The sequence below is a fragment of the Siccibacter colletis genome (genome assembly GCF_000696575.1).
Classification (GTDB): Bacteria; Pseudomonadota; Gammaproteobacteria; order Enterobacterales; family Enterobacteriaceae; genus Siccibacter; species Siccibacter colletis.
Genome location: NZ_JMSQ01000005.1, coordinates 137,199 through 149,821 on the forward strand (window position 1 = coordinate 137,199; position 12,623 = coordinate 149,821).

Consider the following 12,623-nt stretch of genomic DNA (forward strand, 5'->3'; position numbering starts at 1 on the left):
TGGCACGTAAACCTGCCCTGTGGCCGGAACAGCGCTTAATACAACGCCGCCCATAAAAAAGGGAGGCCATCGGCCTCCCTTAGTCTCCCCAACCTTTATGGCTTAGCTGTTACGGATGTACTCATCCATTTCCGTTTTCAGGTTATCGGATTTAGTACCGAAGATAGCCTGAACACCGGAACCAGCAACCACCACACCTGCCGCACCCAGCTTTTTCAGGCCGGACTGGTCAACTTTAGCCACGTCGGCCACGCTGACGCGCAGACGAGTGATACAGGCATCAAGGTTAGTGATGTTCTCTTTGCCACCGAAGGCAGCAACCAGAGCCGGAGCCATTTCACTGGTCGCGCCTGCTTTGGCATCTTCCGTCGCGTCTTCACGACCTGGCGTTTTCAGATCCAGCGCTTTAATCAGCACGCGGAACACGGTGTAGTAGATGGCCGCGTAGCACAGACCCACAACCGGGAACAGCCACAGGTTGCTGCCGTTACCGCTCAGCACCACGAAGTCGATCAGGCCGTGGGAGAAGCTGGTACCGTCACGCATACCCAGCAGGATACAGATCGGGAACGCCAGGCCAGCCAGTACCGCGTGGATCACGTACAGGATCGGCGCAACGAACATGAAGGAGAACTCGATCGGCTCGGTGATACCGGTCAGGAACGAGGTCAGCGCCGCGGAGATCATGATCCCGCCCACTTTCGCGCGGTTCTCTGGTTTAGCAGAGTGCCAGATGGCGATAGCGGCAGCCGGCAGACCGTACATTTTGAACAGGAAGCCACCAGAGAGTTTACCTGCGGTCGGGTCGCCTGCCATGTAACGCGGGATATCACCGTGGAACACCTGACCGGCAGCGTTGGTGAATTCACCAATCTGCATCTGGAAAGGTACGTTCCAGATATGGTGCAGGCCGAACGGCACCAGGCTACGCTCGATGAAGCCGTAGATACCAAACGCGACTACCGGGTTCTGATAAGCAGCCCACTGGGAGAAGGTCTGGATAGCGCTACCCACCGGCGGCCAGATGAAGGACAGCAGCACGCCCATGATGATAGCGGTCAGGCCGGAAATAATCGGCACAAAGCGTTTGCCCGCGAAGAAGCCCAGATACTCAGGGAGCTTAATACGGTAGAAACGGTTGAACATGTAGGCTGCGATAGCACCCGCGATGATACCGCCCAGCACACCGGTATCCGCCAGGTGTTGTGAGGCGATCTCTTCAGCCGGTAAGTGCAGCACCAGCGGCGCAACCACCGCCATGGTTTTCACCATGATGCCATACGCAACGACCGCGGCCAGGCCGGATACGCCGTCGTTATTGGTGAAGCCCAGCGCCACGCCGATGGCGAAGATCAGCGGCATGTTGGCGAACACGGAACCGCCCGCTTCCGCCATCACATGGGAAACCACTGCTGGCAGCCAGCTGAAGTTAGCGGAACCGACGCCCAGCAGGATACCTGCGATAGGCAGTACGGAGACCGGCAGCATCAGCGATTTACCCACCTTCTGCAGGTTAGCAAATGCATTCTTGAACATAATTGAGAGTGCTCCTGAGTATTTGTGCTTTTTTTACGCTTATCACGCATTGCCTGTGGGGAGAAACAGGCCATAAAACAGGGCATCTGAGCGCCCTTTATTTATTACGCAGAGTAAAATAAATCGCGTTTTTTTTGTTTGACGGTAGTCACGTTTCAGCAACCACCCTCAGAAAAAGTTAAATTTCTTTACAATCTGACGCTTAAGCAGGCCGCGAAAACAGCTTCACCGCCTGGATTTTGGCGGTGAACTCTACGCGCTTCACTACTTAATTACGAGCAATAAAATAATTAGGCTATTGGCTATTTTGCAGGCGGGACGGGTCGATATGAAACAGCGTGGCAAAGTTGTGCGTGGTTGCCGATGCCAGCTCTTCCAGCGAAACGCCTTTCAGTACCGCCATGTATTCTGCCACGTCGCGCACCAGGGCCGGCTGATTCTCTTTGCCACGATGCGGAACCGGCGCAAGGTATGGAGAATCGGTTTCAACCAGCAGCCGGTCCAGCGGCACGTAACGCGCTGCGTCACGCAGCTGCTCAGCATTGCGGAAAGTGACAATGCCTGAGAACGAAATATAGAATCCCATATCCAGCAGCTTGCCTGCGGTTTCCCGATCTTCAGTGAAACAGTGTAGTACGCCACCGCAATCCGTCACCTTTTCCTCGCGTAAAATCGCCAGCGTGTCTTCCCGGGCATCGCGCGTGTGTACAATTACCGGCTTGTTAAGCTCGCGTCCAATGCGGATATGGTTGCGGAACGACGCCTGCTGGGTCGCTTTGGTTTCAGGGGTATAGAAGTAGTCGAGCCCGGTTTCGCCCATCGCCACGACGCCCTCTTCCGCCGCCAGCCGACGCAGGGTGTCGACCTCATAAGGCTCATCCTGATTGAGCGGATGAACGCCACAGGAGAACACCACGTTGTCGCGCTGCCCCACCAGCTCGCGCATAGCGCTGTAGCCCGGCAGCGTAGTGGCAACGGCGAGGAAAAACTTCACGTCGCGCGCAGCGGCTTTTTCCAGCACGTCACCGACATTTTTATGCAGCGTCTGGTAATCCAGACCGTCGAGGTGGCAGTGGGAATCAACTAAAAACATAATCATTCTCTACAGATGAAAAAGGGGACGCTGTACGCCTGACGTGAGCATCTGCTCCCAGGATAACAGCAAATCGGTCAGCAGCAGTTCGCGGTTGACGCCCGCGACCCGCAGCAGCTGCTCGCGGGTGCGAAACAGCGAATGCAGGCAGTGCTGCAGTTGCGAAACGGTGAGCTGCGCGGCGAGACGCTCCACCAGCGGCTGTCTGTCGGGATTCGTCAGCCAGCGCGCGGCACCCTGCTGCCATTTCACTGCATCAAGCAGCAGCGCAGAGAGCCAGTACAGCCGCATCGGGGCGCTGTCGTGATTGAGCACGGTCAGCAGCGACAGAAAATCCTGCTGGCTGAGCGCGCCGTCTGTCGCCACGCACAGCTGATGACGCGCCTCGCGGGCCTGATCGTCCAATAGCGTCAGCGCTGCCGCGGGCGCACCGCCGCTCAGGCGCAGCGCTGCACTCAGCTCATCCGGAGTGGCGGGTTTTTCACGCGCCAGCCACGCCAGCGCGTAACGCTCTTCCGGCACCGGGATATGCCAGTAAAAACAGCGGCTGCGCAGGGTTGCCAGCAGATTTTCCGGCGTGCGGCAGCCCAGCAAAAACCAGGTATTTTCCGGCGGCTCTTCCAGGGTTTTCAGCAAGGCATTGGCCGCCGCCTCGGTCAGCTGCGCCGCATCGGCAATCCACACCACTTTTGCCCCACCCAGTCGCGCATGTTCGTAGAGCTTTTCGCTGACCGCACGGATGGCGTCAATCCCGAGGCTGGCTTTGCCCTTTTCCGGCTCGACCAGGTAATAGTCAGGATGGGTACTGGCCTGCATCAGCTGACAGCTCCGGCACTGGCCGCAGCTTTTCTGACCATCCGGTTGCTGACACATCAGCCAGCGGCCAAGGGCGTAAATCAGCGCCTCATCGCCCATGCCGGGCAGTGCGTGAATCAGTAACGCATGGTGCCCGCGCCCGGCCTGATGCTGGGACACCAGATGCTCAAACGACGGACGCAGCCACGGATACCATTTCATCAGGCCTGCGCCTCCATCCAGCGACACACGGTTTCGCGAATGTCGTGCGTCACCTCATCCAGCGAGCGCGTGGCATCGATGGTTTTGATGGATGGCGTAGCCGCCGCCAGTTCCAGGTAACGTGCGCGGGTGCGGTTGAAGAAGTCGAGCGACTCCTGCTCAATGCGATCCAGCTCTCCACGCGCGCGGGCGCGCTTCAGTCCGACCTCAGGGGTGACGTCGAGATAGAGCGTCAGATCGGGCGCAAAGTCGCCGAGCACGGTCTGGCGCAGGGTCGCCAGCATAGTCGGATCGATGCCGCGTCCGCCGCCCTGATAGGCCTGGGTGGAGAGATCGTGACGATCGCCGATCACGCAGGCACCGCGCGCCAGCGCGGGTTTGATCACCGTCTCAACCAGCTGAACGCGCGCAGCATAAAACAGCAGCACTTCCGCGTGGTCGGTAATGGTCTCTTCCCCTACCGACTTGATATCCAGCACCAGACTGCGCAGTTTCTCCGCCAGCACGGTGCCTCCCGGCTCGCGGGTGAAAACGAGGTCGGTAACACCCTGTGCTTTGAGGGTATCAATGACCACGTTGCGGGCGGTGGTTTTACCTGCACCTTCCAGCCCTTCGATAACGATAAATTTACTTCTCATTCTTGCCCTTAAGCGACTTCAGATAAGCCTGCACGGCCTGATTATGGCTGCTGAGATTGGTAGTGAATGCGTGTCCGCCTTTACCATCCGCAACGAAATAAAGGTAAGAGGTCTTCGCCGGATGCGCGGCGGCGGTCAATGACGCCTGACCCGGCATCGCGATCGGCCCGGGCGGCAGTCCGGAAATCACGTAAGTATTGTACGGCGTGGGTGTTTCGAGATCCTTGCGGGTGATATTCCCGTTATAGGTCTCCCCCATACCATAGATCACCGTCGGGTCGGTCTGCAGACGCATGCCGATGCGCAGACGGTTAATAAATACCGAGGCGACCCGATCGCGTTCGCTGGCTACTGCCGTCTCTTTCTCAATAATAGAGGCCATTGTCACCAGCTGGTTTTTGTCTTTATAAGGCAGACCCGGCGCTCGCCCTTCCCAGGCTTCATCAACGGCCTTCACCATTCTGGCATGAGCGCGCTTCAGGATGGTGACATCGGTGGTATGCGCGGTATAAGACCAGGTGTCTGGCCAGAACCAGCCCTCGACCCACTGCGGATTATCAATGCCGACCGCTTTGGCGACCGTCTCATAGTTCGCGTCCGGCAGGGTATGTTTGATGTGGGGGGCATCGTGCAACTGTTTCAGCCAGTCGCTCAGACGCATCCCTTCAACAAGGCGTAGCGGGAACTGCGCTTCTTTACCGCTGGCCAGCAACCGGAGTGCGTCACGCACCGTCATCTCCGGCGTCAGGCGGTAGGTTCCGGCTTTGAAGTTAGCCAGTTCGGGCTCTGCCCGCAGCAGCCACTGAAACACGCGCGGACGGGTGATGATTTTTTCATCGTAGAGCTGCTTGCCGAGGGCAATACGCCCGGTGCCCTGTTTGAGGGTAAAAATGGTTTCTTCTTTTACCGTAATTTTGCTGTCGGCAAGCTGGCGGACTTTCCATAAGCCAGCGCCTGCGGCTACCCCAAGGACAACCAGTACCAGCACAGCGAAACGTAACATCTTTTTCATGACGATATCGGTCACTCACAGTGTGGGGCTAAAAAGTGGTAAAGCTCACGCGCGGTCCAGCGTTTGCCGTCAAGCGCGTTAACCGGCACGAGGGGCATAAGGGCATTGCAGATCAGCACTTCTTCCGCCTCCTCAAGCGCCGCTGCGGTTGCGTTTACCTCGTGAACCTGCCATTCACTTTGCTGCAGGCAGGACAAAATATGCTGGCGCATCAGACCATTGACGCCAGCCTGATCGAGACGCGGCGTAAATACCTGATTCCTCTGGCGCCAGAATAAATTAGCCGCACAGCATTCCGTAACCCACCCTTCGCTGTCAAGCACCAGCGCCTCGTCGGCGTCAGACTGTTCAAGATGAGAACGGATCAGCACCTGCTCCAGGCGGTTGAGATGCTTGATGCCGGCGAGCTGAGGGTTACGGCCCAGACGCACCGGGCTGAGGGTAAGCGTGATGCCCTGCTCACGCCAGGCGGAATAGTGGGCCGGCGGCGGGGATATGCTCAGCAGACGCGTCGGGGCAAGGCAGCCAGCAGGGCTATAACCTCGCCCGCCACCGCCGCGGCTGATAATTACCTTCAGCACCCCATTGACCTGCCGGTTAGCCAACTCGACCATTTCGGTTTCCAGTGTTGACCAGGCATCAAAAGGGATGAATAACCGTTCACAGGCAAGACGCAGGCGTGCCAGATGCGCGTCCAGCAGCTGTACGCGACCTTCACGAATACGGGCGGTGGTGAAGCAGCCGTCACCAAACTGTATCGCTCTGTCATTCGCCGGGAGGGAGTCCTGCCATGCACCGTTTATCAAGAACATTGTCGCTCCTTTCGGTAAGCGAAATAGTGTCGCAGGATGACTAAGGGCGAGCAAGCGGAGATGTCTTATGAAAAAGGCCCGCAGCGCGGGCCTTCAGGGCAGGAATCAGATCTTTTTGAAGATCAGCGAGCCGTTAGTACCACCGAAGCCGAAAGAGTTACACAGGGTGTACTCCAGACCGCTTACCTGGCGGGCTTCGTGCGGAACGAAGTCCAGGTCACAACCTTCATCAGGGTTGTCCAGGTTGATGGTTGGCGGTACCGCCTGATCGCGCAGCGCCAGGATGGAGTAGATTGACTCTACCGCACCGGCTGCACCCAGCAGGTGGCCCGTCATGGATTTGGTGGAGCTGACCAGAATGCGTTTCGCATCCGCGCCAAATACCGATTTCACAGCCTGCGCTTCAGCAACGTCACCTGCCGGCGTGGAGGTACCGTGTGCGTTAACGTAGCCAATTTCACCGGCCGCGATACCCGCATCTTTCAGCGCGTTGGACATTGCCAGCGCAGCGCCAGCACCGTTTTCCGGCGGTGAAGTCATATGGTAAGCATCGCTGCTCATACCAAAGCCAACAATTTCACAATAGATTTTCGCGCCGCGTTTTTTCGCATGCTCGTACTCTTCAAGCACGATCATACCGGCACCGTCACCAAGGACGAAACCATCGCGATCTTTATCCCACGGACGGCTTGCCGCCTGCGGATTATCATTGCGAGTGGAGAGCGCACGCGCCGCGCCGAAACCACCAACGCCAAGCGGCGTACTGGCTTTCTCTGCACCGCCAGCAACCATTGCGTCGGCATCGCCATAGGCAATCATACGTGCAGCCTGGCCAATGTTATGCACACCAGACGTACAAGCCGTCGCAATAGAGATGCTCGGCCCACGCAGACCGTACATGATAGTCAGGTGACCTGCGACCATGTTTACGATTGTGGACGGAACAAAGAACGGGCTGATTTTACGAGGGCCACCCTGCGCAAGCGCGGTGTGGTTCTCTTCGATAAGGCCCAGTCCGCCGATACCGGAGCCGATTGCAGCACCGATACGGGTTGCATTCTCTTCGGTAATTTCAAGGCCAGAATCCTGCATGGCCTGGATGCCGGCGACAATTCCATATTGAATGAAGGCGTCCATCTTGCGCTGATCTTTGCGCGAGATGAAGTCATCACAGTTAAAATCCTTTACTAAGCCAGCAAATTTCGTTGCATAGGCGCTAGTATCGAAATGGTCGATTAGGCTGATGCCGCTCTGACCGGCAAGGAGAGCTTTCCAGGTAGACTCTACGGTATTGCCGACAGGAGACAACATGCCCAGTCCGGTCACAACTACACGACGCTTAGACACGTTTGTCCTCCAGGGAGGGAAAAAAGATACTTGTGGGACAAAAAGATAAAACTCAGGCGGTCGAATGACCGCCTGGAGATGTTCACTTACGCCTGGTGACCGTTGATGTAATCAATGGCAGCCTGAACGGTGGTGATTTTCTCAGCTTCTTCGTCCGGAATCTCAGTATCAAACTCTTCTTCCAGAGCCATTACCAGCTCAACGGTGTCAAGAGAATCAGCGCCCAGGTCTTCAACAAAAGAAGCACCGTTAGTAACTTCTTCCTGCTTAACGCCCAGCTGTTCGCCGATGATTTTCTTAACGCGTTCTTCGATAGTGCTCATACTCTTAAATTTCCTATCAAAACTCGCTTTCGCGATGGTTTTCGTAGTGTATAAAATGTTGAAAAAGATGCAACTAAATCCCGGCTGGTCGAACCACGATTTTACGCTATTTTGCGGGTAAGACCCCCGATAACGCAAATCATTTTGCTCCCGGTAACGTCAAAAACTTTAGCTTAAGTGGTTGTTAAGTCATATTTCAGGCGTTTTTTAATTACCACGCCTGAGGTTTGTCTCAATTGTAACCACGCCGCAAAATTATTTGTCCAGGAGCGTGCGGTCAGACCATATACATTCCGCCGTTGACGTGCAGAGTCTCACCAGAGATGTAACCTGCTTCGTCAGAGGCTAAAAATGCTACCGCGCTGGCGATTTCTTTTGCGTCGCCTAAGCGACCCGCAGGAACCTGCGCCAGAATACCCGCACGCTGATCTTCAGACAGCGCACGCGTCATGTCCGTTTCAATAAAGCCCGGAGCAACAACGTTTACAGTAATACCGCGCGACGCGACTTCACGCGCCAGCGATTTACTGAAACCGATAAGACCCGCTTTCGCCGCAGCGTAGTTGGCCTGACCGGCATTTCCCATGGTACCCACCACAGAACCGATAGTGATAATACGACCATGACGCTTCTTCATCATAGCCCGCATTACCGCTTTTGACAGACGGAATACAGATGACAGGTTGGTTTCGAGGATATCGTTCCACTCATCATCTTTCATTCGCATCAGAAGATTGTCGCGAGTGATACCGGCGTTATTAACCAGAATATCCACTTCACCAAACTCTGCACGAATATTTTCCATAACAGATTCGATAGATGCTGCATCAGTCACGTTCAGCATCAGACCTTTACCGTTAGCACCCAGATAATCGCTGATAGCCTGTGCGCCGCTTTCGCTGGTTGCAGTACCCACCACTTTCGCACCGCGCGCGACCAGGGTCTCGGCAATAGCGCGGCCAATGCCACGACTTGCACCGGTTACCAGCGCAACTTTTCCTTCAAAGCTCATGGTTTTCCTCTTTTTATTGTTCAAGCGCCGCTGACATCGCGTCCGGCTCATTGATTGCCGCCGCGCTCAGGGTGTCAACAATACGTTTGGTCAGGCCAGTCAGCACCTTGCCCGGACCAACTTCATAAAGCTGAGTTACGCCCTGGGACGCCATAAATTCTACGCTCTTCGTCCACTGAACCGGACTATAGAGCTGACGGACCAGCGCATCACGAATAGCATCAGGCGCAGTTTCACACTTCACGTCAACGTTGTTGACGACTGGCACCTGAGGCGCATTGAAAGTGATGTTTTGCAGCTCAACAGCCATTTTATCGGCGGCAGGCTTCATCAGTGCGCAGTGAGACGGAACGCTAACCGGCAGCGGCAGCGCACGTTTTGCGCCAGCAGCCTTACAGGCGGCACCGGCACGCTCGACCGCTTCTTTGTTACCCGCGATTACCACCTGCCCCGGAGAGTTAAAGTTCACCGGAGAGACAACCTGGCCCTGGGCAGACTCTTCACAGGCTTTCGCAATAGATGCATCGTCAAGCCCTATAATAGCGGACATTGCGCCAGTACCTTCCGGCACCGCATCCTGCATCAGCTTACCGCGCAGCTCAACCAGACGCACCGCATCGGCGAAATCAATTACGCCCGCACAAACCAGCGCGGAGTATTCACCCAGGCTGTGACCGGCCATCAGGGCTGGGGTTTTCCCGCCCTGCTGCTGCCATACACGCCACAGGGCAACAGATGCCGTCAGCAGCGCAGGCTGGGTCTGCCAGGTTTTATTTAGTTCTTCAGCCGGGCCTTGCTGCGCCAGCGCCCAGAGGTCGTACCCTAAAACCGCAGAAGCCTCACGGAAGGTCTCTTCAATCACCGGATAGGTTGCCGCCATATCAGACAGCATGCCCACAGCCTGAGAGCCCTGCCCCGGGAAAACAAATGCAAATTGCGTCATGTTTTTAATCCTTATTAATCAAAAACGGACCAGCGCCGAACCCCAGGTGAAACCGCCGCCGAAGGCTTCGAGCAGCACCAGATGGCCGCGCTGAATGCGTCCGTCACGCACCGCTTCATCAAGCGCTGCCGGCACGGAGGCCGCAGAGGTGTTGCCATGACGGTCAAGCGTGACCACCACGTTGTCCATGGACATACTCAGCTTTTTCGCCGTCGCGCTGATAATACGCAGGTTCGCCTGATGCGGCACCAGCCAGTCAAGCGCTGCGCGGTCGAGATTATTGGCTTCCAGCGTTTCATCAACGATGTGCGCCAGCTCTGTCACCGCCACCTTGAAGACTTCGTTGCCGGTCATGGTCAGGTACGCCTGGCTTTCTGCATCCGCACGATCTTTATTCGGCAACGCCAGCAGCGCACCGTAGCTGCCGTCAGCGTGCAGATGCGTGGACATAATGCCCGGCTCTTCGGATGCGCCCAGCACGACTGCGCCCGCCGCATCGCCAAACAGAATAATGGTACCGCGATCTTCAGGATCGAGAGTACGGGACAGCGCGTCAGAGCCCACCACCAGCGCGTACTTCACCGCACCGCTTTTGATGTACTGATCGGCGATGCTGAGCGCGTAGGTAAAGCCCGCGCAGGCTGCAGCTACGTCAAATGCCGGGCAGCCTTTAATGCTGAGCATGTTCTGGATTTCGCATGCGGAGCTTGGGAAAGCATTGCTGGCAGAGGTCGTTGCAACAATGATCAGGCCAATCTCATTTTTGTCGACGCCAGCCATCTCAAGCGCACGCAGCGATGCTTCATATCCCATCGTGGATACGGTCTCGCCTGGTGCGGCAATACGGCGCTCGCGAATACCTGTACGGGTGACAATCCACTCGTCAGAGGTATCCACCATTTTTTCCAGATCGGCGTTCGTCCGCACGTGCTCAGGCAGATAGCTGCCGGTGCCAATAATCTTCGTATACATGTACGCTCTGTCACTCTTGGGTAATATACTCGCTGCTTTCTGTTGCTAAGCCAGCCGGGTATAAACATTCCAGGCGAGTGGCAATCCGCTCGGGAAGTTGCCGCTCTACCGCCTGCACCGCCTGTTCGATAGCGACCGCAAATGCTCGCTGATTGGCGGCACCATGACTCTTAATCACGGTGCCGCGCAATCCTAACAGACAGGCGCCATTATACTGGTCGGGGTTGAGGTGACTGAATCGCCTTGAGAGGCTTTTTTGTAACCAACGCTTTAATAACAGCAGCCACCACGACTTTTTCTTCCCTTCGCTTTGAGATTTCAGTAGCGAAAGGAACATCCTGACCACGCCTTCCATCGTTTTCAACGTGACGTTTCCGACAAACCCGTCACACACCAGCACATCGGTCTTGCCGGTCAATAATTCGTTCGCTTCGAGATAACCAATATAGTTAATCGAAGGTGATGCTTTTAATAATGCCGAGGCGTCGCGGATGCTATCAAGACCTTTCGTCTCTTCTTCTCCAATATTGAGAAGCGCTACGCGGGGATGACTAATTGTCAGCACCTCTTCGGCCATGACCGAGCCCATTACGGCGAACTGCACCAGCATATTGCTGTCGCAGTCAACGTTAGCACCTAAATCCAGCACTACCGTTTTACCCTTCTGCTGATGCGGCAACACCGTCACCAGCGCCGGTCGCTCAATGCCGTCGATCGGCTTGAGCAAAAGTTTGGCAAGTCCCATCAATGCGCCGGTATTACCGGCACTGACGCAGGCCTGCGCGCGTCCTTCTTTTACTAACTCCAACGCAACCCGCATTGACGTTCCGCGACTGTTGCGAACCGCCTGGGACGGGCGAGCATCACTGGCGATAACCGACTGCGCAGGGATAATCTGCAAACGTGAACGTTGTTCAAAGTCAGCTTTAGCAAGTAATGGTGTTATAGCGTCGGGATCGCCGACTAAAAGAAGATGGAGCTGCGAATTAGAATTCAGTGCCTGCAAGGATGCAGGCACTGTCACGGATGGGCCAAAATCGCCCCCCATGGCATCTAACGCAAGGGTTAGACGTGTCAAGGTATCGTCGATGTCCGGTTATCCCCGCTTGCGCGGGAAAAGCACCAAAGCACCACGCTTGCGCGTGATTACTTGGTGATAACCTTACGACCGCGATAGTAACCGTCAGCGGTTACGTGGTGACGCAGGTGGGTCTCACCAGAAGTCTTGTCTACAGACAGGCTGGTAACAGCGGTCAGAGCGTCATGAGAACGACGCATACCGCGTTTGGAACGGGTTGGTTTATTCTGTTGTACGGCCATGGACCTTACTCCTCAATTACTTACGCTTTAAACTGGCTAATACGGCAAATGGGTTTGGCTTTTGCGCTTCTTCAGGCAGTTCACCAAAGACCATGTCCGCGTCGGACACTTCACAGTGTTCAGAATCATGCACCGGAACTACTGGTAAGGAGAGAATGATTTCATCCTCAACCATAGCAAGCAGATCGATTTCACCGAATTCGTTAACCTCAATCGGTTCATACGCTTCCGGGAGTGCTTCAGCCTGCTCGCTGTTCGCGATCGGGCTAAAACAATACGTTGTGTGAACATGATGCGGGAACGTTTTACCGCAACGCTGGCATTCGAGCGTTACCGATACCGTTGCATCGCCGGTTAATACCGCGAGGCGCTGGTTGTCGATAGCAAACGACATGGAGCATTCCACATCACTGTCCACACTGACCACAGATTCGGCGACACGCTCCGCCTGGTCCTGGGTATAGATACCCTGGTAATCGAGGCGTTTTTGAGCGGTACGAACCGGATCAAGAGTCAGGGGTAATTTTACCTTTTGCATAGGGCGCGCATATTAACTTTGTAATGTCATAGAGTCAAAGGAAAAGGCAGTCATGACCGC

The 12,623-nt window shown here is 55.7% G+C and carries 14 protein-coding genes; all 14 read right to left on the bottom strand.

From position 1 onward, the window contains the following. Window positions 1–102: 102 nt before the first annotated feature. Window positions 103–1,536 carry a PTS glucose transporter subunit IIBC gene (gene ptsG, locus ET34_RS0104985; RefSeq protein ID WP_031519983.1) on the bottom strand — a complete coding sequence of 478 codons (1,434 nt, stop codon included), beginning with the start codon at window positions 1,534–1,536 and terminating at the stop codon, window positions 103–105. Window positions 1,537–1,831: 295 nt separating this feature from the next. After that, window positions 1,832–2,629 (bottom strand): metal-dependent hydrolase, encoded by a 798-nt coding sequence (locus tag ET34_RS0104990; RefSeq protein WP_031519985.1) that lies wholly within the window; start codon window positions 2,627–2,629, stop codon window positions 1,832–1,834. A gap of 9 nt (window positions 2,630–2,638) precedes the next feature. After that, window positions 2,639–3,646: a DNA polymerase III subunit delta' gene (gene holB / locus ET34_RS0104995; protein WP_031519987.1), complete on the bottom strand. Its 1,008-nt coding sequence runs from the start codon at window positions 3,644–3,646 to the stop codon at window positions 2,639–2,641. Further along, on the bottom strand, window positions 3,646–4,284 hold the full coding sequence (gene tmk, locus ET34_RS0105000) for a dTMP kinase (RefSeq protein WP_031519990.1): 639 nt from the start codon (window positions 4,282–4,284) through the stop codon (window positions 3,646–3,648). Before tmk ends, holB begins: the two co-directional genes overlap by 1 nt. Next, window positions 4,274–5,296, bottom strand: coding sequence for a cell division protein YceG (yceG, locus tag ET34_RS0105005; RefSeq protein ID WP_031519992.1), 1,023 nt, complete (start codon window positions 5,294–5,296; stop codon window positions 4,274–4,276). Before yceG ends, tmk begins: the two co-directional genes overlap by 11 nt. 11 nt (window positions 5,297–5,307) lie before the next feature. Then, window positions 5,308–6,108: an aminodeoxychorismate lyase gene (gene pabC / locus ET34_RS0105010; protein WP_031519994.1), complete on the bottom strand. Its 801-nt coding sequence runs from the start codon at window positions 6,106–6,108 to the stop codon at window positions 5,308–5,310. 105 nt (window positions 6,109–6,213) lie between these two features. Beyond that, the gene (gene fabF / locus ET34_RS0105015) at window positions 6,214–7,455 is read right to left on the bottom strand and encodes a beta-ketoacyl-ACP synthase II (RefSeq protein ID WP_031519996.1); all 1,242 of its coding nucleotides are present in this window, start codon (window positions 7,453–7,455) and stop codon (window positions 6,214–6,216) included. A gap of 86 nt (window positions 7,456–7,541) precedes the next feature. Then, complete coding sequence (acpP, locus tag ET34_RS0105020) at window positions 7,542–7,778, bottom strand: acyl carrier protein (RefSeq protein ID WP_024549485.1); 237 nt, start codon at window positions 7,776–7,778, stop codon at window positions 7,542–7,544. Window positions 7,779–8,055: 277 nt separating this feature from the next. Next, the gene (gene fabG / locus ET34_RS0105025) at window positions 8,056–8,790 is read right to left on the bottom strand and encodes a 3-oxoacyl-ACP reductase FabG (protein ID WP_031519998.1); all 735 of its coding nucleotides are present in this window, start codon (window positions 8,788–8,790) and stop codon (window positions 8,056–8,058) included. A gap of 13 nt (window positions 8,791–8,803) precedes the next feature. Further along, window positions 8,804–9,733, bottom strand: a complete 930-nt coding sequence (gene fabD / locus ET34_RS0105030) for an ACP S-malonyltransferase (protein WP_031520000.1) — start codon at window positions 9,731–9,733, stop codon at window positions 8,804–8,806. A gap of 18 nt (window positions 9,734–9,751) precedes the next feature. Next, window positions 9,752–10,705, bottom strand: a complete 954-nt coding sequence (locus ET34_RS0105035; RefSeq protein ID WP_031520001.1) for a beta-ketoacyl-ACP synthase III — start codon at window positions 10,703–10,705, stop codon at window positions 9,752–9,754. 10 nt (window positions 10,706–10,715) lie between these two features. After that, the gene (gene plsX / locus ET34_RS0105040) at window positions 10,716–11,783 is read right to left on the bottom strand and encodes a phosphate acyltransferase PlsX (RefSeq protein WP_201770420.1); all 1,068 of its coding nucleotides are present in this window, start codon (window positions 11,781–11,783) and stop codon (window positions 10,716–10,718) included. Window positions 11,784–11,851: 68 nt separating this feature from the next. Beyond that, entirely contained in the window at window positions 11,852–12,025 is a 174-nt protein-coding gene (gene rpmF / locus ET34_RS0105045) for a 50S ribosomal protein L32 (protein ID WP_024549480.1), read from the bottom strand. Between the two features lie 16 nt (window positions 12,026–12,041). Further along, window positions 12,042–12,563 (bottom strand): 23S rRNA accumulation protein YceD, encoded by a 522-nt coding sequence (gene yceD, locus ET34_RS0105050; protein WP_031520005.1) that lies wholly within the window; start codon window positions 12,561–12,563, stop codon window positions 12,042–12,044. Window positions 12,564–12,623: the final 60 nt, after the last annotated feature.